The following is a 21648-nucleotide window of genomic DNA, read 5'->3' as shown; positions in this document are numbered from 1 at the left end:
TTCGATCTAGTTGTCCTTTTTTTGTGTCAACTTTTGTAAACATTAAGTTGATTTGAATAAGTAAATAATAAATTAAATAAGGATTGGATCGCACTTAACGTGTGAATGAAGAAGCCCCGATCCGCAATAAATTAAATATGAACATAATAACTAAATCAATTGATCCGGGAAACGGAAGAGAAATGATCGTTGAAACCGGTAAATTGGCAAAGCAAGCTGACGGATCTGTTGTAGTAAAATGTGGTGGAACCATGATTTTAGCTACAGTAGTATCTTCTCAGGAAGCTAAAGACGGAGTAGATTTTTTACCATTGACGGTAGACTACAAAGAAAAATTTGCTTCGGCAGGTAAAATCCCTGGAGGATACCTTAAAAGAGAAGGTAGACCTTCTGATGATGAAGTACTAATCATGCGTCTTGTAGACCGTGCATTAAGACCTTTGTTTCCGGATGATTACCATGCAGACACTCAAGTAATGATGCAAATGATTTCATGGGACGGTGTAAATATGCCTGATTCTATGGTTGGATTTGCGGCATCTGCTGCTATTGCTGTTTCTGACATTCCGTTTAACGGACCTATGTCTGAAGTAAGAGTAGGACGTGTTGATGGAAAATGGGTAATTAACCCATCTTACGAAGAGTTTGAAAAATCAGATGTTGATGTAATGATTGCCGGAACAGCTGACAACATTGTAATGTTAGAAGGTGAAATGGCAGAAATTTCTGAAGAAGAAATGGTTGAAGTGATCAAATTTGCTCATGATTCAATCAAAAAACAATGTCAATTTCAATTAGACTTTGCTTCAGGAGTTGAAAAAGCACAAACAAAAAGAGAATATAACCACGAAACACATGATGATGCTATTAAGCAAAAAATCTGGAGCGCGGTTTACGATAAATGTCAAGCAGTTGCTCGCATGGGGTCTGAAAAAGACGAAAGAGCACAAGCTTTTAGAGAAATCTATCAAGAATATGTTGACAGCTTAGATGAAGAAACTTTAGAAAAAGAATCTCCATTTATTCAAGTTTACTTTAACAAAGCAAAGAAAGAAGCTGTTAGACGTGTAATGTTAGATGAAAGACTTCGTCTTGACGGAAGAAAATTTGATGAAATCAGACAAATTTGGAGTGAAGTAGATTACTTGCCTTCAGCTCATGGTTCATCTGTTTTTACAAGAGGTGAAACTCAATCTTTAACTACCCTAACATTAGGTGGTAAATTAGATGAGCAAATGGTTGATAACGCAACTGAAACAAGATATGACAAGTTTATGTTGCACTACAACTTCCCTCCTTTCTCAACTGGTGAAGCTCGTCCTATCAGAGGGGTTTCAAGAAGAGAAATTGGACACGGTAACCTTGCGTTTAGAGCGTTAAAAGGAATGCTACCAACAGGTGAAGATAATCCTTACACTATCAGATTGGTTTCTGAAATTCTTGAATCAAATGGTTCGTCATCAATGGCTACTGTTTGTGCAGGATGTTTAGCTCTTATGGATGGTGGTATCCAAATTAAACGTCCGGTTTCAGGTATTGCTATGGGATTGGTAACTGATGACAAAGGTAACTATGCTATCCTATCAGATATTCTTGGAGATGAAGATCACCTAGGTGATATGGACTTCAAAGTAACAGGAACTACTGAGGGTATCACTGCTTGTCAAATGGATATCAAAATTGATGGTTTGAACTATGATATTTTGACTGAAGCCTTATTACAAGCTAAAGCTGGTAGAGCTCATATCTTGAACGAAATGTTAAAGACGATTGATGCTCCAAGAGCTGAGATGAAACCAAATGCACCTAGAATTGTTAGCTTCCTTGTACCAAATGATACTATTGGAGCTATTATCGGACCTGGTGGTAAAATTATTCAGGAGATTCAGAAAGAAACTGGTGCTACAATTACAATTGAAGAAATTTCAACTGGTGAAGGTAGCGTTCAAATCTTAGCTGATAATGCTGAATCAATGGACGCAGCAATTAAAAGAGTTAAAGATATCGCATTCCCTCCTACTGTTGAAGAAGGAGAAATTTATGAAGGAAAAGTTAAATCTATTCAATCATATGGATGCTTTGTTGAAATTCTTCCTGGAACTGATGGATTGATCCACATTTCAGAATTAGCATGGGAAAGACTTGATAAAGTTGATGACATATGCAAAGAAGGAGATATCTTGAAATTCAAAGTAATTGGAAGAGATCCTAAAACTAAAAAATGGAAATTATCCAGAAAAGTTTTACTTCCAAAACCAGAAAGAAAAGAAGCTGAAAAAGAAGGTTAATTCTTCACAGCATCAAAAAATAAAAGAGCCACTCAATTGAGCGGCTCTTTTTTATTTACTCAACATTTACTCGCACGTCTTTCTTCCCTACTTTGAAGTCTATTCTAATTCCATCTCTTTTTGGTGTCTGAGTTTGTTGATGTTGATGATCACAACATTCTCTGTGATCTTTTTTATGATGTTTATCGCATTTACTATGTCCATGACCACTACATTTTTTGTGTTTGTCATGCCCTTTCTTTTTTCCGTGATCATGATGTGAACATTTTTTTGATCCATGATCGTGATCCATTACTGAACTGTTGTTTGCCAATGCTGCGCTTAAAAAAAATGTAAAAAATACGGCTGTAAATAATCTGTATGCTTTCATAACGTAGAGGTTTGTGTTAGTACAGAATATCGTTCAAGAGTCGTGCCAAAGCTTACTAAAACGGTTCAGAACAATTAATAACTAAACGTTTTAGTAACTATATAAATCAGTAATTATGCTTTTTGAAAAACCTCATTAGTCATTGACTGAGATTTATTTTGAAATGACTTTTTACTTCTATTCATAAAGCTTTTATGAGGAAAAAATAAAGCTATAGAAAAGCCTGTCAGTAAAATTGAACTGTACAATATGGTAAAGAAATTAAGACTGTATATGCCTACAATCATCCAAAAAATACCGTAACAAAAAAGTATAACCTCAACAATTCTTAAATCAAAGGCAGATTTTTGACCGTATTTTTTTGAAGTGTTCTTTCCAATCTCTAGCTTATCTCCAAACTTTGGTGTACGCACAAATTCAGATCTTTTACCCCTGTACCCCTGCAAAACTCCAGCTACCATATGCGGACTAATCCCCATTGATATACTGAAAAACATAAATACAGTCGGAATAAAATCTAGTATTTGAATAAACTTGGTTTTACCACATATGAGTTTACCGCAAAAAAGAATAGTCAATAATATTCCGTTGACGATTACACCAAGATAGGCACTGTTTTCTACAATCCAGTTATTGTAATAATCATCTTGTTTGATAAAAAATACAAAAGGAGCCATCACCAGCAAAAGGATCATCAATAAATAAACTGAGCTATTAAAGAGATGTAAGGACCCAATCACTTTTGTACTTATTGTTACCGGAGATTTCCACAGTGCTTTTAAATTTTTACGCACACATTCCGCAGCACCTTTTGACCATCTGTATTGTTGATTTCTGTACGCACTAAATGTCAGTGGTAACTCAGAGGGAGATTTTAAATTAAACAAATAATGTACTTTCCAATGTCTCATTTGGGCCCTAAAACTAAGATCCAAGTCTTCTGTTAAAGTATCTCCTTGCCATCCTCCGGCATCATCAATGCAACTTCTTTTCCAAATTCCTGCGGTACCGTTAAAGTTGATAAAGTGACCACCCTCAGATCTACCTTGCTGCTCAATTCCAAAATGAGCATCTAACATCATTGCTTCTGCTTTAGTGATGTAAGAATCATCTTCATTGATATGGCACCATCTGCTTTGTACCACCCCCACTTTCTTACTCAATAAATAGGGAACCGTTGATTTTAAAAATTGGGGATCGGGTAAAAAGTCTGCATCAAAAATGGCAAAATAATCTGCTTTGCTCAATTGCATTCCATGATCTAGTGCACCGGCCTTATACCCTTCTCTATTTCCTCTCCTAACATGATGAATCTGAAACTGCTTAAATCGCTCATCCTTTAAATAATCCGTAACTATGTCAGATGTATCATCAGTAGAATCATCCAATATTTGAATTTCTAATTTATCTAATGGATAATCCATCAGACAAACCTGATCAATTAGCCTGTTTACTACATATTTCTCATTATAAATAGGAAGTTGAATACACACTAAAGGCCAATCTTTGGGGTTTTCAGCATGTTGTTTTGCTCTTTTTTTGAAGAACACATTGAGCAATAAAAAAAGCTCACTTACCACAAATACAAGGAGTATCAAATTAACTAAGACCCAAAAACATCCTAATATGGAAAGTGCAATGTTCACTTAAACAGCTTTTTTTGATCCCCCTAAAATAACTACATCTGCCAACAATGCTGTTAAGAATGAACTAAAAAATACAATAGAAAATCCCGCCAACCAATCAAAGGACGACATTCCAAATCCTAGCATACCAACTGAAAGAATAAGGGTAGTAACAATTATTGGATAATAAACTTGCTGAGAATACCCTGTATTTTTTTTGTAAATCACCAGATAAATAGAATCGTCCAGGCAAATCCCCAATAAGATGGACAACATGAAAATAGACACTGAATTAAGTTCTATTCCTATAAAAATGAATAAAACCAAAGCTAATACCATTGGAAACAGGTTGACAAACATAAACTTTAATGCGGTTAAAATATGTTTACTGATAATAAGCATTACCAATGTCATAAGCAAAATAGTGATTCCAAATGCCTTGATTGCTAATTGAATAAAACCCCACTCTTCCATGTCCTTAGCATAATCTTCAGAATAGACAGCACCTTCCAATTCCATGGATTCAAGCTTTGATATTTGATTCTCTAATTCTTTGTACAAATCCATCCTTTGAGGAATCCCTGCTTTATTGAATCCAAAAATGAGTCGACCTTCACGTTCATGCTCACTTACCACTTCACGCCAACCTGCTTTTTTCTTTGATTTCTCAAAGGCATCAATATAATTTTCGCTCATTACTTCCGGAATGATAAACTCCTCTTTTCTACCAAATTTGTAAAAGCGATTAAATCTCCGTAATACTTGATTGGGCGAAGAAACATACATTGGTTTAAAATGTTCATTAATATGCCCTTCAAGCTTGCCTATCATTTGAATCACCTTTTGATCAGTAAACCTTAAATCTCTTTGCAAACTAACACCAATTTGCACTTGTTTACTGCCATAAAATTCATTGGCTAAAATTGCTAAACCTTGCTCCCATTCATGCTCAGATTCAATTGAAACAGTCGTTGGATAATCAATCACAATTTTTCTATATACTTCAAAACTTCCTGTTATTGTAAATATCAATACTGGTGCATAAAACAAGGTTTTCAGTCGATTACTATTGGTCCATTTTTCTCCAAGATTATTGATATAATTAATGATTCTCTGATTGAATTTTAATTGCTTTGGTTGATACAAAAACAACAATCCTTTTGCAAAAAGCAAAGCCAAAGTCAAACTACAAATCCCTATCCAACTTAATTCTAAAATCAGTTGATTCTCAGAAAACGAAAGAAACAATCCAAACCCAATACAATTAGACAATGTTGTAAAAATTAATGCCAGTATTAATTGAGATTTACTACTTTCTTGTCCTTGAATTTGACGGTATTTAAAATACAGTACATGCATTACGTCACTAAAGGTCATTACTGCTACTAAGCCCGGTAAAGTTGTAAGATGAGCAGTTATTTTGAAATCAAAAACAAATATTAATAAGAACGTGATACTGAGATTCATCAATAACATTAGCAACAAAATCACCAGTGCTTTCAAAGATCCGCTCAACGCATAAAACAATCCCAAAATCAATATACAAATACTGCCCATGGTAAACCAAAGACTTTCTTGCGTTTCAGATTTCATTCCATTCCAAAGCTCATTTTCACTGTAAAAAATGAGCTGATCATTAGGAAACACATCACTGACTTCCGCTTTGATATGAGTCCCTTCCAATACTGAATCCCTAGAAACATATATAAGCGCATAGTTCCCATTTTTAGAAATGAATTTTGGAAATACATCTTGATAATCCCTACTTAACTGATGTATATCAACATAAAGTGAATCATTAATAAGCAGTGGATTTTTGACACCAAAAGCACCTTTTTTAGGCATTCTAAAATTTGAAATAGAAGAAAAGGTATTGTTGGGGAATTTAGTTTCCAATAGATCCGTGATTGCACTTATCTGCTTAATTCCCTTTTTTGTATGCCAATTATCTGAAGCTGTGGATTTCAAAATCAGTACATCCTGAGTGGGATAATCTTTAAATTGATGTTGAAAAGAACGAATTTCACTTATACTCTTTTCTGAGAGAATGCTATAGTCATCAAAATTATTAGCAAACTTGAGGTGAGGAATAATGCCTGCTCCCAAAGCAATGATAGCAAGCGCAATTAATAATAAAAGTGTATTTACTTTATTTCTCAAGTTCAATGATAAATTGGGCCAACTTGTCTGCGATTACTTTATGACCTTCGGCGTTTGGGTGAGTATCATAGGGATAGTTAGTGAGATTGTTATTCTCAAAATCAAATCCAATATCTAACCAATTATTACACTTTACTTTACTTTTTACATGGTCAGTATTTTCATTATCATCAATGCATGCTATTCCAAAAATAAATCGCTTATCTAAACACTTATCAAGCATATCATTAATTACGCAAGCACTAACTTCAACCTGTCGTTCTTTGTTATCTGAAGCTTGATCAATAGTGGTTTGAATAAAGTTGATTGAAGCCAACCATTCTCTACCCGGATAATTCTCATATAACTCATTCCATTTTACAAAAGAAATCTCCCCTCCGCATTCTGAGACGCAAGGAAATGCAGCATCTCCCATTTTATTATTGAGATCCTTAGATGAATTTTCAAATCCTATTTTTAAGTGTGATCTAAATTCCTGCGACAAAGTATTTCTGATTAAATGTTGTTTTGAAAACATTAAAAAAACCATGTCCCCATCATTTTCTGCTTTTAGTTCTTTTAACTGCATACATGATTGCACTGAGCCGTATCCCATTACACCATGATTAATAATGTTGTAATCAGGAAATTTCTTTTGTAAAACTGAGGCGAAAGTCTGTTCATCATTTACACCATATCCGTATGTAATAGAGCAACCAAGCAAATGAATATTGGCTTTGGCCGAATCTGACTTACCAACTGTAAGCCTTGTTCCGTCATTTAGATGTGTCGCCTTAAAGTGATGCCCTTCATTTAATGTCATTTCATATACACCCGGATTTAATTGAAACCCCTTCTTTTCATCTCCAATAAAAGGATCTTCAGGAACAGATGTAATTTTATAATCTACATTGGTATATGCGCGATAACCAAGTATTAACAATGCTATTTCCAGGCAGGCTGCTACTACGATTAGGTAGATTAAAACTTTAAATAATTTCTTTAAGATGCGCACAACGAAATTTTATATATCCAAAAATAAAAATTCCCCTCTAGAAAAGTTATTTTTAGACCACTTATGAAGCAAGGAATAATTCTTGGAATCTCTGCTTATTTTCATGATGCAGCTATTTGCTTAACTGTTAATGGTCAGCTTGTGTTCGCTATTGAAGAAGAGCGTCTTTCAAGAATTAAACACGACCCTTCATTCCCTGTGATTGCTATAAAAAGATGTATGCATGAAACCGGATATCAATTGAAAGATATTGATGCCATTGTGTTTTATGAAAAACCTTTTTTAAAATTTGAAAGACTAGTTGACAATTCTTTCAGATTTGCACCCAAAGGATTTTTGATGTTCAGAAAAATGATTCCACAATGGTTGAATGGTAAACTGAACTTAAGAAAAACTATTCTGAAGGAGCTAGATAAAATTGATGCAGATCACGGTATCAAAAAAGCTCAAATTTACTTTACGCATCATCATATTTCACATGCTGCTTCAGCCTTTTACCCTTCTCCTTATAACAAGGCAGCATTTCTAATTGTAGATGGTGTTGGAGAATGGGCCACTATTTCAATAGGTAAATCCAATGGTAATGATTTTGAACTTTTATTTGAACAGCAGTTTCCTCATTCATTGGGAATGCTGTACAGTTCCTTTACTGCCTTTTTAGGATTCAAAGTCAACAATGGTGAATATAAAATGATGGGATTATCACCATACGGAGATGATCAAAGTGAGGAGTTTAAAAGGTTTTATGATTTGATTAAAAATGAGTTGATCAACATCAATGATGATGGAAGTTTTACACTTAATCTCTCTTATTTTGCTTTTCATGTAAGGGAAAAGATGATCAATCAAAGTAAATGGGAATCATTGTTTGGAATGACTCAAAGAAGACCAAACGAAGGTATTGACAATAAGCATGCGAATTTGGCTTTAGCAATCCAAAGAATTACTGAAGAGATAATGCTACAGCTAGTTCAAAAAGCTAAAACCGCTACTGATTTAGAAAATTTAGTGATGGCTGGAGGAATTGCCTATAACTCTGTAGCCAATGGTAAAATTCATCAATCAAACATATTTAATGACCTTTGGATTCAACCGGCAGCCGGAGATTCGGGAGGAGCATTAGGTGCCGCTTTACATGCTTATTATCTTCTAAACAAAATTAGTCCTGATAAAAAAGGAGCTAAGGATTTAATGCAAAATGGAATGGTGGGTACTGCTATCAGTGATCGTTTTATTGATAAATACCTGAAAGAACAATGGCAGACTCAAAAATATGGAGATGAACTTTCATTTTATCAGGAAGTTGCAGCATTAATAAAACAAAACAAGATTATTGGTTGGGTACAGGATAGATCTGAATTTGGACCAAGGGCATTAGGAGCCAGATCTATTTTAGCAAATCCGTCTTACATGGAAAATAAGACTAAAATCAATTCGGACATTAAAAAAAGAGAGGATTTTAGACCCTTTGCTCCTGTTATGCTAAAAGAGGAAGCTGAAAAGTACTTTGATTTTTTGAAAGCCGCACCCTACATGCAATACGTTGCTAAAATAAAGGAGGAATATCGTATTCCCTTAGCTGAGAATTTTAACAATTTGGTTATTCAGGAAAAAACCAAAATTCCTACCTCAAAATTTGAAGCGGTTACTCATGTTGATTATTCTGCAAGACTTCAAGTAATTGAAAATGAAAACCATCCTTTGTTTCAATTACTGAAAGAGGTAAAAAACCAAACGGGAGATGCCATTTTATTAAACACAAGTTTTAATACAGGAGGACAGCCAATTGTAAATGATCTGGAAGAAATTATTGATACTTTTGATTCCACCGCTATTGATGTGCTGGTAATTAACAAAACTATAATCCGAAAAAATTAAAATGAGCTTTACAGGAGAATTTTGGCATTTTTTAAAAAAGCGTAAGAAATACTGGCTTTGGCCGATATTTTTAATCTTGTTTTTTATGGCTGTAATTCTTGTAATAGGTTCAACCACAGGTTTAAGCGCCTTCTTTTACCCTATCTTTTAATGTTCAAAGAAGTCTTATTAAGCATATTGTTAATCTTGTTAATCGGATACTTTTACCCGACCAAAGAAGTGATCATTATTGCTGCTTTATTTTTGATTTGCAGTTTAGCATTTGAAATTATCAGATATATCAATTTCTACTTATGGAAATATATCAATTTGGTAATGGAAGCGATTGGCAATACCTTACTTTTAGGAGTACTTTTCTTTATAATAATCACTCCCTTGTCAATTATAAGTAGATTATTCAGCAAAAAAAATCAGTCAAGCATAGTTAAAAGTACTGACTTGAACGATCTTCAAAAAATGGGCTAAGTATTACTTGGTAGTAAAAGATCTAAAATATGGATCGGCAGTGCTTCCTTTTCCTTGAGAATCAATATAAAAAACAATTTTATAAAAATTCCAAATACGTACTTTTTGATCACTTAGTGAAAATTTTAAATCAGCTTTTGTTACTTTTTCACAAAGAATGAATTCAATACTAAAACCAAATTATGAAATCTACTTTCCTTTTAGCGATAAGCCTTAGTTTACCCATTTTTTCAAATGCGCAACACAATCATTCGCATGAACAAAAACCTAGTAATGCAAGAGAAGTTTGGGGAGATTTTGAAAAAGATGAATTGATCAAAACCAAACTAGTGGATTGGACGCAAACGCCTATTGCAGGACATGTATTGAAAAATGGAACTCCAAAAAAAGGATTTGAGTTTGTTGACAGTATCGACATCTACAGTGTGGTATATGACAGTGATGGATTCATGGTTACTGGATTCATGGCGGTTCCTAAAAGGCAAAGCAAATATCCTTGTGTGATTTTTAATCGCGGAGGGAACAGAGATTTTGGACAATTGTTGGTAGGAACAGCATTGACTCATTTTGGAAGAATTGCTGCTGAAGGATACGTGGTTATAGGATCTAATTACCGCGGTAACTCAAATAGTGAAGGAAAAGAAGAATTTGGAGGCTCTGATGTGAATGATGTACTTAACCTTGTTCCGGCTTTGGGACAAATAGAAATGGCCGATACCAGCAGAATTGGTTTGCTGGGCATTAGCAGAGGTGGAATGATGAACTATTTAGCCATGAAGGAAAGTTGCCAATTTAAAGCTGCTATTGTGGTTGGGGCATTATCTGATTTAAATGTCATGAAAGAAAAACGGCCTGATATGGAATCTCATGTTTTTGCTGAACTTATACCCAACTACAATGATTCTACAGAATTTGCCTTGAATGCCAGATCAGCAAATGAATGGGTAAATGAATTGTGTGTTGACACAAAGCTATTAATGCTACATGGTGATAAAGATGATCGTTGTCATCCGGACATGGCAAGGGATTTACACCAAAAGTTGAGTAAAATTAATTTCCCCCATACTTACATTTCTTATAAAAAAGGAAATCATGGATTATCATCATACCAAGATGAGATGTATGAATCAATACACATGTGGTTAGATAAATATGTAAAAAACGATCAGGATTTTGACGAAGTTCCTCATTTGGTAGTTAAGTAATTCCTGAGGTTAAGTATGTGATAAACCTATCTTTTTAAATCAGATATTCAAAAAATGGCTTCCAAAAGCTCAATTCAATCTGTGAAATAATTAATACTTCAATTTTATTATTGAAAAATTATTAACACCCTTCAAAGCCTCATCCATATCGATTTAGAGGCACTTATTAACAATGCTTGCATAGGAATATTTGTTAAAATAATCACAGTTGTATTTGGTTTTATTAAATATTACTCGTAAATCGCTTGCCGAACCTTAAAAAACAACATCATGAAAAAACCCTTAAGATCGGCCATCTTTGGTCTTTCTATGCTTGCCGCAGTTCAAGTAAATGCTCAAAGAAACTGTGGAACAATGCAACATTTAGAAGAGCTAAAAACTCAATTCCCGAGAACCTCAGCTCAAATGGACAAAATTGAAGCGCATACTAATCGCTACATTCAAAATCATCAGCATGATCATCAAGACAGAGCAGGAAACGTAGTAACAATTCCGGTAGTAGTGCACGTTGTTTACAACACTTCAGCTGAGAATATCTCAGATGCTCAAATTCTATCTCAAATTGATGTATTAAACAAAGATTTCAGAAGATTAAATGATGATGCATCAAATACTCCTTCCTATTTTGCTGGAGATGCCGCGGATGTAGAAATTGAATTCTGTTTGGCTTCAACAGATCCAAATGGTAATGCTACAGACGGAATCACAAGAACCTATACTAGCAACACATCTTTTTCTACTAACGACTATGTTAAATACAACAACTATGGTGGAAAAAATGCATGGCCTGCCAGCGAATACCTAAACCTATGGGTATGTGATCTTGGTGGAGGAGTTTTAGGATATGCTCAATTTCCGGGATCAGGATCTGCCGCTACAGATGGTGTAGTTATCGGATACAAGTACTTTGGAACTACAGGAACTGCAATTGCTCCTTTTAACAAAGGTAGAACTGCTACACATGAAGTAGGACACTGGTTAAACCTGAGACATATTTGGGGAGATGGAGGATGTAGTGTAGATGACTATGTAAATGATACACCAATTGCCGGTGATGCTCATTACGGTTGTCCATCTTGGCCAACATCTACTTGTAATTCTTATGATATGTATATGAATTACATGGATTATGTTGATGATGCATGTATGAATATGTTCACAAATGGACAAAAATCAAGAATGCACGCATTGTTCTCAGCCGGAGGATTTAGAGAAAGTATCTTATCATCTACGGCTTGTGGTGGATCAGGAGGAGGAACTACTCCACCACCTTCAGCCTATTGCGGAAGTAATGGATCAGACGCAAGTTATGAATGGATTGCAAAAGTAAAAGTTGGTGCTATCAACCACAGCAGTGGAAACAATGGAGGATACGAAGACTTTAGTGGATCTATTTCAACTGACCTAAATAAAGGAAATGCATATCTAATTGAATTAACTCCAGGTTTTAGCAATCAAACATATAATGAATACTGGAAAATCTGGATTGATTACAATCAAGATCAAGATTTTGATGATCCGGGAGAGTTAGTATTTGATGCCGGAAATATGTCTTCAACTACAGTAAACGGAACATTCACTGTATCAAACAACGCTACTATTGGACAAACAAAGATGAGAGTAGCCATGAAATATAACGGTGCATCAACTGCATGTGAAACATTTGATTATGGAGAAGTGGAAGATTACAGTGTTAACATTGTAAATGGACAATCTCAAATTCCTTCAACTTCTTATTGTCATAGCAAAGGAAATGATGCTTCATATGAGTGGATTGCGAATGTAACAATGGCGGATATCAACAACAGTTCTGGAAGTGATCAAGGATATCATGACTATACATCAATCGCAACAGATGTTCAAAAAGATCAGTCGTACAACATTAGCTTAACTCCAGGTTTTGCTTCATCAAGCTACAACGAATACTGGAAAGTTTGGATCGATTACAATCAGGATGGTGACTTTGACGACAATGGAGAATTAGCTTTTGATGCCGGGACAATGTCCTCATCAACTGTAAATGGAGCAATCACAATTTCATCTAATGCGTTAGTTGGTGAGACAAGAATGCGTGTTAGTATGAAATATAATGCTTCTCAGTCTCCTTGTGAAGCTTTCAGCTATGGTGAAGTTGAAGATTATACATTAAACATCATTGAAGCTGGTCAGGCTGTAACTTATTGTACCTCTCAAGGAAACAACTCAACATACGAATGGATTGCCGGAGTGCAATTAGGTACTTTAAATAGCAGTTCAGGAAATGATGGTGGTTATGCAGATTACACTTCACAATCTACATCATTGACCACAGGGAATAGCTACAATCTTACTTTAACTCCTGGTTTCAGTGGTCAAACTTATCAAGAATACTGGAAGGTTTGGATTGACTTCAATAAAGATGGGGACTTTTTAGATGCCAATGAACTTGTGTTTGACGCAGGTGCTATGTCTAACAGTACTGTTAATGGAAACTTGACAATTCCTGCAAATGCAAATACCGGATCAACTCGTATGCGTGTTAGTATGAAATATAATGCAGCATCTTCATCATGCGAAGCATTCAGCTACGGAGAAGTAGAAGATTACACCGTAACTATAGTTTCAGGTAGTAAAGACATTGGATCTGTTGAGGAAGCAGTTCAAACAACTACTCCTGAATTGAGCATTTATCCTAACCCAACTAAAGGCATCTTCAACTTACAAATTGCAGATATCAATGAAGAAGTACAGGTAACAATTTATGACATTCAAGGAAGAGCTATTTACAATGACACATTTGCTAATGGTGCAAGTGCAAATACAATAGATCTTACAGGCTTTGCTACAGGCACATATTACGTAGTAGCATACAACGCAGAACTAACCATGAAATCAAAACTCGTATTAGTCAAATAAGTTAGACTGTGCTTACTTTAAAGGGCCTCAATTATTTGGGGCCTTTTTTTTGTGTTAAATTTTATACTAACTGATACACTCAATTTAGTTTTTACATACATTTAGTAGTATGATATATTAGCTATAAATAGATGATTCATCCTGACACCGAGCTGAAATTCATCAGCCGCGAAGTTGGTTACGGGGTTGTAGCCACTTCTTTTATCCCTGCCGGAACAATTACCTGGGTTTTAGATGATTTAGACAGAGAATTCTCTGTAGACGATTTCGATAAAATGTCTGCCACTTATCAAGAGATATTGGACACTTACACATTTAGAAACAACAAAGGTAATTTTGTATTGTGTTGGGATCATGGACGTTTTGTTAACCACAGTTTTAATTCAAACTGCTTAACAACAGCATATGATTTTGAAATTGCCATCAGAGATATACAAGCTGGTGAACAATTGACAGATGATTATGGGTACCTTAACATTAGTCAACCTTTTAGGGGAATTGATGAAGGCACCAAAAGAAAAATTGTTTATCCCAATGATTTGTTGAAATATCACAAGACATGGGATAAAAAAATACAAAGGGTTTTTCCGTTGATTCCTAAAATAGATCAACCATTGCGCAAAATGATCAATGAAGAAAATTGGAACAGAGTACTTCAAATTTCAGAAGGTCAAGCATTAATGGACTCTATACTTCTGAATTACTTTCCACAGCAAAATAATTTTAAAGCAAACGGATTACAATAACTAAAATCTCCCTCAAAAAGGGAGATTTTTTTCTTTAACATTTTTTAAAACTATCCCTGATACGTTTTTCCAATTTGTGCGTTCTAAATAATAAAAACAGATTTTTTATAATTATTAACCACAGCAAAGGAGGAAAAATGAAAAACACGGTATTAGTAGGATTTGTAGCTGGATTAGTTGGAACTTTTGCAGGTGTGCAAATCACTTTACATTATGTAAAGCCAGAAACAGTAATTGTAAAAGAAGACAACAAACCAAAAATTGAAGATGCATCTGTATATGATGTTCAATTGTCAGATAATCGCATTAAAACAGGAAGTTCTAATCAAGTTGATTTGACCGGCGCAGCAGAAAAAACTGTACAATCTGTTGTACACGTACAAACACATTTTGTGAAGGAAGAAATCACTTTTGATCCCTTTATGAAGTTGTTTTATGGAGAAGATGCTTACCGCAAAAGAGAAAGACATGGAGAAGCGGCAGGATCAGGAGTAGTAATTTCACCTGAAGGGCACATTGTTACCAACAATCATGTAGTACAAGATGCCAGCGATATTTCGGTAACACTTGGAAACAGAAAATATGACGCTACATTAATAGGAACAGATCCTTCTACAGATTTAGCAGTAATTAAAGTAGATGCCCATAATTTAAAGTATTGCGAATTTGGAAATTCAGATGATTTAAAGCTTGGAGAATGGGTATTGGCGGTAGGAAATCCGTTAAATCTGCAATCAACCGTAACAGCAGGAATTGTGAGTGCTAAAAACAGAAACATTGACTTGTTGACTTCCAATTACAATCCTGAAGAAAAAATATTTCCGATAGAATCTTTTATTCAAACAGATGCTGCCGTTAATTCAGGAAATTCTGGAGGAGCATTGGTAAATCAATTTGGAGAGCTAGTTGGAATCAACACTGCAATAGCATCCGGAACGGGTTATTATGCAGGATATTCATTTGCAGTACCATCTAATATTGTCAAGAAGATCACATACGATTTGATCAAATATGGTGAAGTTCACAGAGTGCAGTTAGGTGTGAACATAATGGACAACAACTCTGAAGTACAGCAACTAAATAGTTTATCTACAGACAAGGGAGTTGTAGTTACGGGAGTAATAGAAGGAGGAAATGCGGCCAAGAACGAAATGAAAGTAAAAGATATCATTTTGGCTGTTGGAGAGAAGGATGTTAATTCTACTTCAGAATTACAAGGAATTATTGCCATGTATAATCCAGGGGACAAAGTTATCATGACGGTACAAAGAGGAGAGATTCAAAAACAAGTTGAAATTATCATGGAATAATATAGTTAGAAGTTAGTAATCATAAGGTTCCCCAATTGGTGAAAGGATGTCCCATCTTGAACTAATTGGGGATTTTTTCATAAAAAAAAGGGCCATCTTTCGAAAGCCCTTTTCATTTCTGAAGTTCTTATTTTCTATCTCTGCAAAGTAACTTTTTTAGTAACTACTCCTTGAGCAGCGTTCACTTTTACAAAGTAAATTCCATTGGCAAATGCATCTAAACCAAGTACTGTTTTTTCAGTAACTATGGCTTTTTCAATTATAACTCTTCCATTAATATCTATCAACTGAATAGTTCCATTTGGTATTGCATTAACTTCAACAAAAACAGTTCCGTTAGTTGGATTTGGATAAACAGCAACTGAATTTAAAAAATCTTCGTTAATTCCATCAAACCCTGATATAACCATACAGTCAGAAGTATCTACACAGCTGTTACTATTTGTAACCATTACTGCATAACTTCCATCACCAGGTGCAGTGTATGATTGTGAAGTCTCTCCATTGATCACTCCATAATCAGGACATGTTAACCATTGATAAGTTGCACCTGTTTCTGCCACAGTCAAAGTCAAATTGTTTTGTGTAACAGTAACATCAACTGTTGCACCATCATTAATTGTTGCACTACCAGTGGCAGTACATCCGTCATTATCAGTTACAGTAACGTTATAAGTTCCTGCAATCAATCCAGTTAAATCCTCTGTATCATCATTATCACCTGTTCCGTCATTGTCCCAATCAAAAGAAATTGGAGCATTTCCATTTGTTACAGTCATGTCGATTTCTCCATCTGATAATCCTGCACATGTAACATCAGTTGTAGCGAAAGCTAAAGTAATTTGAGCAGAATCCGTCAATGTCACTGTTTCTGTAGCTGAACATCCATTACCATCTGTGGCAACTAAAATGTAAACACCAGCAGACAATGCACTTAAATCTTCTGTATCATCATTGTCACCTGTTCCGTCATTATCCCAATCAAATGTATATGCTGTAGAACCTCCTGTTGTAGTTACATCAATTGAACCATCTGTATCACCAAAACAAGTAGGATTGATTGAACCATTAACAGTAATAATTACAGGATTTGACTGTTGAATTGTGATAGTTGTAGTACACGAATCTATGTTTCCGTATGCATCCTCTGCATACAAAGTGATGGTGTTACTTCCTATGTCTGCACATGTAAAATCTGTTTGTGAAAGAGACAATGTAACAGCACTACAGTTGTCTACCGATCCATTATCAATATCCCCAGGTGTTAATGTTAACATTCCGGCACCATCTAAGTTAAATGTACCAGAAGTAATACAACTAACTGTTGGGGCAAGCGTATCTGCAACAATTACAGAAGCATCACATGTTCCTGAGTTTCCGAATTGGTCATTTACTGTTAAAGTTACCATCATTCCCGCAGTAGAAGCTGTTGTATAAGATCCAAAAGGAATTACTGAACCACAAGTTGAGTTGGTAGCAGCTGAACAAGGATCTAAAACATTTGGACCAGAGAAAGTCCAGTTTCCTGCATTAAAAGTAGAACCGTCAGGTCCTGTTGAACTATTTCTATATGCCCATCCATCAAGATACTCCCAAGCTTGTCCTGTTCCATCCACATTTACATCACCAAAAATGTCAATTACTGTATTACCTTCATACAATTCAATTGCATCATCACCATTAACATTTACGGCAGTTGTCGTATAGTCAGGGGCAAATCCTACATAAGTAGTAAACATTGGCGCTTCAGAACCAACATATATATAAGTTCCTGCACTTACAGCATCAGCCGGAAAAACAAATTCAGGACCAGCAGTAGTACCACTTCCATTATTGGCAGAAGAAATTCCATATGCACTTAAATCAGGAATATCATTAATAACATACAATTCAACACCTTTTGGTAGTCCACCAGTTAAAGGTCCATCAAAAACAGATGTAATTACCAAACTCGTTCCAGGAGTTGTAATATCTGAACAAGTAAAAGCAGTTTGAGAAGCTGAATAAGTATAAGGCCCTCCACAAGTTGATGAAGAACCTCCATCTAAATCTTGTGCATTTAACGTTCCGTTACCGGCAGCATCCAAAAATACTGTTGTATTCTGACAAGTTGCAGTCATTGTTCCACCTGTACATGTGTAAGTAACATGTAAAACAGGAGCAGTTCCAACATCTTTACTGTCAAATTTTCTTGAAGAACAAGTTGTTCCTTCTGGTCCTATTAAGGCCCATCCAAAATTGTTAGCAGGAGTTGTTAACCATGACTGTACATCAGTTGCCATCTGAGCTGAACTCCAATTGTATGTTTGCAAAGTTGTGGCCACAGTTGTTGTTGCTGAAGGTGAAGCATTGAATGAACCTCCGGCTGTTGTCCAATTTGAAGTTCCAAAAAAGTTCTCTAACCAAGTTGCATCTCCGGCCGTTGCTGTAGCACCTGATCCTCCAGTTGCCAAAGAAGTTCCTTCTCCCCAATCTTCAGTAAGGACATGAAGACTATAATCAGCACTTGTTGCACTACCACTCACTTGTGTTTGCACTAAATCCAAAGTAACATTGGTAATTGTTGCTCCTGATGGAATATTTGATGCGATATCAAAATGAACTAAGGCTCTTCTAATGTTTCCTGTACAGGTTAAACCTGATCTCAAGGAACCAACTCCATCTGAATTAGAAGTGTTTTCCTCAAAAATTGTATTGTCTTTATCCGGATTAATTGTTACAGTTACCTGAGAAAATCCAGTAGACAATAAGATAGCCGATAAGGCTGAAAGTATAACTTTTTTCATAAGCGTGTATTAAGTTTAAAGGTCAAATTTACAACAGAACAAAGGTATAAAATTGAAGCTTAGGTTAAGAAATTATTATTACTTATAAAAATTGTTAGACTGACGTAAACAACTAATAATTAACACTATTAGCTCTTAAACCCCACTGCCACTGTATTATTAGAGCCTTCATCTACCAATATGAAATAGCCATTACTATTATTGTCCTTGTACCTGTCTAAAAAAATTGGGGATGCACTTTTTAAATTCACTTCATTAATAGAATTGACATTAACAATATCCGGATTGGTCTCAAATTTTAAAGTTTCAAAATCCAATTGACTTTTCACCTCAGATACTTTTACCGGAATAATAGATGATCCGTACTGAAGCAAATACTTTTTCTGAGGAATCAACGCCTCCTTATCCAACCAGCAAATTGTAGAATTAATAGATCTTTCACCTTGAACCCCATCTTCAACTTTAACTAAAATATCCCCTCTTGAAATATCTATTTCATCTTCCAATTCAATAGTTACAGACTGACCTGCAACAGCACTTAGAAAATTATCTTTGTGTTTATTGATGGTTTTTACTTTGCTTTTTTGACCTGAAGACAACACTTTGATTTCATCTCCAAGTTTAATTGAACCTGATGTGATTTTGCCTGAATATCCTCTGTAATCGTGAAATTCATCAGAATGAGGACGTATAACATATTGAACATTAAACCTTAAGTTATTATTCAATGAAGGCCCTACTTCCAAACTCTCTAAATATTCTAATAAACCCGGTCCGCTATACCATTTTATATTATTTGACTTTTTAACAACATTATCTCCAAGCTTGGCTGAAACTGGGATATGTATCAGCTTTTTGTCAGACAACTCAAATTTATCAACAAGTTGCTCAATGTCTTTTAAAATATTCAAATAAACCTGCTCATCAAATCCAACCAGATCCATTTTATTAATCACAAAGACAATGTTTTTTATATCTATTAATGAAGCGATAAACAAATGACGTTTGGTTTGTTCAATAATTCCCTTTCTAGCATCAATGAGAATTAGAAAAACTTGAGAATTTGAGGCACCTGTTATCATGTTACGGGTATACTCAACATGTCCCGGAGTATCTGCTATGATATACTTTCTTTTCAAAGTATTAAAATAAATATGTGCAACATCTATCGTAATCCCTTGCTCCCTTTCAGCTGTTAAACCATCTGTGATTAATGATAAATCCGTTTCCTCAAGCCCTCTTTGTCTTGAAATACTTTCAATATTCTCTATTTTATCCTTGGACAGTGAATTTGTATCAAACAATAATCTACCTATTAATGTGCTTTTACCGTCATCAACACTTCCTGCCGTTGAGATTTTAATTATGTTCATTTCGTTCAGTTTAAAAGTATCCAACTTCTTTTCTTTTTTCCATTGCCGCTTCTGAGCGTTTGTCATCAATTCTTGCTCCTCTTTCTGAAATTTCTGCTGCAATTATTTCACCAATTACAGCATCAATATCTGAAGCATATGATTCAACTGCTGCTGTACATGTCATATCCCCAACTGTTCTAAAACGGACAATTTTTTCAATTACTTCTTCATCATCAGATTTGTTGATGAATGCAGAGTCAGACCATATTAATCCATCTCTTAAAAAGACCTTTCTGTTATGTGCAAAATAGACAGATGGCAATGCTATTTCCTCTCTTTTGATATAGTTCCACACATCAAGTTCTGTCCAATTAGAAATTGGAAATGCACGTACATTCTCTCCTTGATTAATTCTACCATTTAGCAAATCAAACAATTCAGGTCGTTGATTTTTTGCATTCCATTGTCCAAAATCATCTCTTACAGAAAATATTCTTTCTTTAGCCCTAGCTTTTTCTTCATCTCTTCGGGCACCTCCTATACATGCATTGAAACCATGTTTTTCAATTCCATTTAAAAGGGAAACTGTTTGAAGCGCATTTCTACTGGCATATTTACCTGATTCTTCCTGCACTAAATTTGCGTCAATAGCATCTTGAACATACTCTATATGAAGATTTAAGCCATACTTACTCACCAATTCATCCCTAAATTGAATAGTTTCAGGGAAATTATGTCCTGTATCAACATGCATCAACGGAAAAGGAACTTTGGCAGGATAAAAAGCCTTAATTGCTAAATGCACCAAAGTAATTGAATCTTTGCCTCCTGAAAAAAGTAAAACAGGTTTATCAAACTGGGCTGCAACCTCTCTCATAATGTAGATTGCCTCGTCTTCTAACTGATCTAAATAATCCATTTTTAAATAATTTGAATGTTACTTTACAAGAGTATGCAATCCACATTCTCTGTTTTCCAATGCTTTAGTAGGATCATAATATTTGAATTCATTAGGTAAATTATGCTCCAATAAATAAGTGTCCAGGTCTTCATCTGAGTAATAATAAAATGGACTTACTTTTAATACCCCATCACTTCCAAAACTCAGAATATCAAGCTTATCCCTTAAGGCAGTTTGACCTTTTCTTAAATTGGTAAACCATATATCCGGACGGTGTTTTTGCATAGCACGCTGGAAGGGTTCAAGCTTTACTTGTCTAGTAAATTCAGTATGATTATCATCCTCCACTGAAGGAATTCCCATTAAAGCATCTCTAAACGCAGAAGTTTGTTGAGGCACAAATAAATCTATTTTAAGATTTAACTGATCTATGATTTGTTGAGCACATTTATATGTATTAGGAGTATTATAACCTGTATCGCACCAAATAACATCTATTGCAGGTGAAACTTGAGTACAAGCATGTAAAATTGCAGCTTCATACGGTCTAAAATTCGTTGTTACAATGGCTTTATTTCCCTGTTTCAATGCCCAACGCACAATTTGCTCAGGTAAAGCATTTCTAAGTTCAAGATTTAATTCCTCCAAATTTTCTTTAATAGCGGTCATT

15 protein-coding genes are annotated in these 21648 nt (G+C 35.0%); 7 read left to right on the top strand and 8 right to left on the bottom strand.

The window, feature by feature from the left end; all coding sequences use genetic code 11:
• The first annotated feature begins 137 nt into the window (after window positions 1–137).
• Window positions 138–2288: a polyribonucleotide nucleotidyltransferase gene (locus K6119_RS18820; protein WP_221834731.1), complete on the top strand. Its 2151-nt coding sequence runs from the start codon at window positions 138–140 to the stop codon at window positions 2286–2288.
• Window positions 2289–2343: 55 nt separating this feature from the next.
• Here the strand turns inward: K6119_RS18820 and K6119_RS18815 are convergent, their stop codons facing one another.
• From K6119_RS18815 to K6119_RS18800, 4 genes are all read right to left on the bottom strand, one after another.
• Window positions 2344–2658, bottom strand: a complete 315-nt coding sequence (locus tag K6119_RS18815; RefSeq protein ID WP_221834732.1) for a hypothetical protein — start codon at window positions 2656–2658, stop codon at window positions 2344–2346.
• Window positions 2659–2771: 113 nt separating this feature from the next.
• A complete protein-coding gene (locus tag K6119_RS18810; RefSeq protein WP_221834733.1) occupies window positions 2772–4304 on the bottom strand; it encodes a glycosyltransferase in 1533 nt (510 codons plus the stop codon).
• Window positions 4305–6443, bottom strand: a complete 2139-nt coding sequence (locus K6119_RS18805) for an RND transporter family protein (protein WP_221834734.1) — start codon at window positions 6441–6443, stop codon at window positions 4305–4307.
• Entirely contained in the window at window positions 6433–7437 is a 1005-nt protein-coding gene (locus K6119_RS18800; RefSeq protein ID WP_221834735.1) for an SGNH/GDSL hydrolase family protein, read from the bottom strand. Before K6119_RS18800 ends, K6119_RS18805 begins: the two co-directional genes overlap by 11 nt.
• Window positions 7438–7500: 63 nt before the next feature.
• On the opposite strand from K6119_RS18800, the gene K6119_RS18795 reads away from it, so the two are divergent.
• The 6 genes from K6119_RS18795 to K6119_RS18770 all read left to right on the top strand — a co-directional run bounded on the left by K6119_RS18795 (window position 7501) and on the right by K6119_RS18770 (window position 15936).
• Window positions 7501–9315 (top strand): carbamoyltransferase family protein, encoded by a 1815-nt coding sequence (locus K6119_RS18795; RefSeq protein WP_221834736.1) that lies wholly within the window; start codon window positions 7501–7503, stop codon window positions 9313–9315.
• Between the two features lies 1 nt (window position 9316).
• Window positions 9317–9466 carry a DUF5989 family protein gene (locus K6119_RS19510; RefSeq protein ID WP_221834737.1) on the top strand — a complete coding sequence of 50 codons (150 nt, stop codon included), beginning with the start codon at window positions 9317–9319 and terminating at the stop codon, window positions 9464–9466.
• Between the two features lie 496 nt (window positions 9467–9962).
• The gene (locus K6119_RS18790; RefSeq protein ID WP_221834738.1) at window positions 9963–10985 is read left to right on the top strand and encodes an alpha/beta hydrolase family protein; all 1023 of its coding nucleotides are present in this window, start codon (window positions 9963–9965) and stop codon (window positions 10983–10985) included.
• Between the two features lie 270 nt (window positions 10986–11255).
• Complete coding sequence (locus tag K6119_RS19470) at window positions 11256–13880, top strand: GEVED domain-containing protein (RefSeq protein WP_221834739.1); 2625 nt, start codon at window positions 11256–11258, stop codon at window positions 13878–13880.
• A 131-nt stretch (window positions 13881–14011) separates the two neighbouring features.
• Window positions 14012–14626 (top strand): SET domain-containing protein, encoded by a 615-nt coding sequence (locus K6119_RS18775; protein ID WP_221834740.1) that lies wholly within the window; start codon window positions 14012–14014, stop codon window positions 14624–14626.
• A 137-nt stretch (window positions 14627–14763) separates the two neighbouring features.
• Entirely contained in the window at window positions 14764–15936 is a 1173-nt protein-coding gene (locus K6119_RS18770; RefSeq protein ID WP_221834741.1) for a S1C family serine protease, read from the top strand.
• A gap of 134 nt (window positions 15937–16070) precedes the next feature.
• Here the strand turns inward: K6119_RS18770 and K6119_RS18765 are convergent, their stop codons facing one another.
• The 4 genes from K6119_RS18765 to K6119_RS18750 form a co-directional block, all read right to left on the bottom strand.
• Entirely contained in the window at window positions 16071–18722 is a 2652-nt protein-coding gene (locus tag K6119_RS18765) for a T9SS type A sorting domain-containing protein (protein ID WP_221834742.1), read from the bottom strand.
• A 128-nt stretch (window positions 18723–18850) separates the two neighbouring features.
• On the bottom strand, window positions 18851–20095 hold the full coding sequence (locus tag K6119_RS18760; RefSeq protein WP_221834743.1) for a sulfate adenylyltransferase subunit 1: 1245 nt from the start codon (window positions 20093–20095) through the stop codon (window positions 18851–18853).
• A 10-nt stretch (window positions 20096–20105) separates the two neighbouring features.
• On the bottom strand, window positions 20106–20996 hold the full coding sequence (cysD, locus tag K6119_RS18755) for a sulfate adenylyltransferase subunit CysD (RefSeq protein WP_221834744.1): 891 nt from the start codon (window positions 20994–20996) through the stop codon (window positions 20106–20108).
• A gap of 18 nt (window positions 20997–21014) precedes the next feature.
• Window positions 21015–21647 (bottom strand): phosphoadenosine phosphosulfate reductase domain-containing protein, encoded by a 633-nt coding sequence (locus K6119_RS18750; RefSeq protein WP_221834745.1) that lies wholly within the window; start codon window positions 21645–21647, stop codon window positions 21015–21017.
• Window position 21648 lies beyond the last annotated feature (1 nt).

Source organism: Paracrocinitomix mangrovi (assembly GCF_019740355.2).
Classification (GTDB): Bacteria; Bacteroidota; Bacteroidia; order Flavobacteriales_D; family Crocinitomicaceae; genus Paracrocinitomix; species Paracrocinitomix mangrovi.
This window is presented reverse-complemented; position numbering and strand designations above follow the sequence as displayed.

Bases quoted from the DNA above. Each gene is read 5' to 3' on its own strand.
- K6119_RS18820 (WP_221834731.1), top strand. From the start codon at position 138: ATGAACATAATAACTAAATCAATTGATCCGGGAAACGGAAGAGAAATG.
- K6119_RS18815 (WP_221834732.1), bottom strand. From the start codon at position 2,658: ATGAAAGCATACAGATTATTTACAGCCGTATTTTTTACATTTTTTTTA.
- K6119_RS18775 (WP_221834740.1), top strand. From the start codon at position 14,012: ATGATTCATCCTGACACCGAGCTGAAATTCATCAGCCGCGAAGTTGGT.
- K6119_RS18790 (WP_221834738.1), top strand. From the start codon at position 9,963: ATGAAATCTACTTTCCTTTTAGCGATAAGCCTTAGTTTACCCATTTTT.
- K6119_RS19510 (WP_221834737.1), top strand. From the start codon at position 9,317: ATGAGCTTTACAGGAGAATTTTGGCATTTTTTAAAAAAGCGTAAGAAA.
- cysD (WP_221834744.1), bottom strand. From the start codon at position 20,996: ATGGATTATTTAGATCAGTTAGAAGACGAGGCAATCTACATTATGAGA.
- K6119_RS18765 (WP_221834742.1), bottom strand. From the start codon at position 18,722: ATGAAAAAAGTTATACTTTCAGCCTTATCGGCTATCTTATTGTCTACT.
- K6119_RS18750 (WP_221834745.1), bottom strand. From the start codon at position 21,647: ATGACCGCTATTAAAGAAAATTTGGAGGAATTAAATCTTGAACTTAGA.
- K6119_RS19470 (WP_221834739.1), top strand. From the start codon at position 11,256: ATGAAAAAACCCTTAAGATCGGCCATCTTTGGTCTTTCTATGCTTGCC.
- K6119_RS18760 (WP_221834743.1), bottom strand. From the start codon at position 20,095: ATGAACATAATTAAAATCTCAACGGCAGGAAGTGTTGATGACGGTAAA.
- K6119_RS18770 (WP_221834741.1), top strand. From the start codon at position 14,764: ATGAAAAACACGGTATTAGTAGGATTTGTAGCTGGATTAGTTGGAACT.
- K6119_RS18795 (WP_221834736.1), top strand. From the start codon at position 7,501: ATGAAGCAAGGAATAATTCTTGGAATCTCTGCTTATTTTCATGATGCA.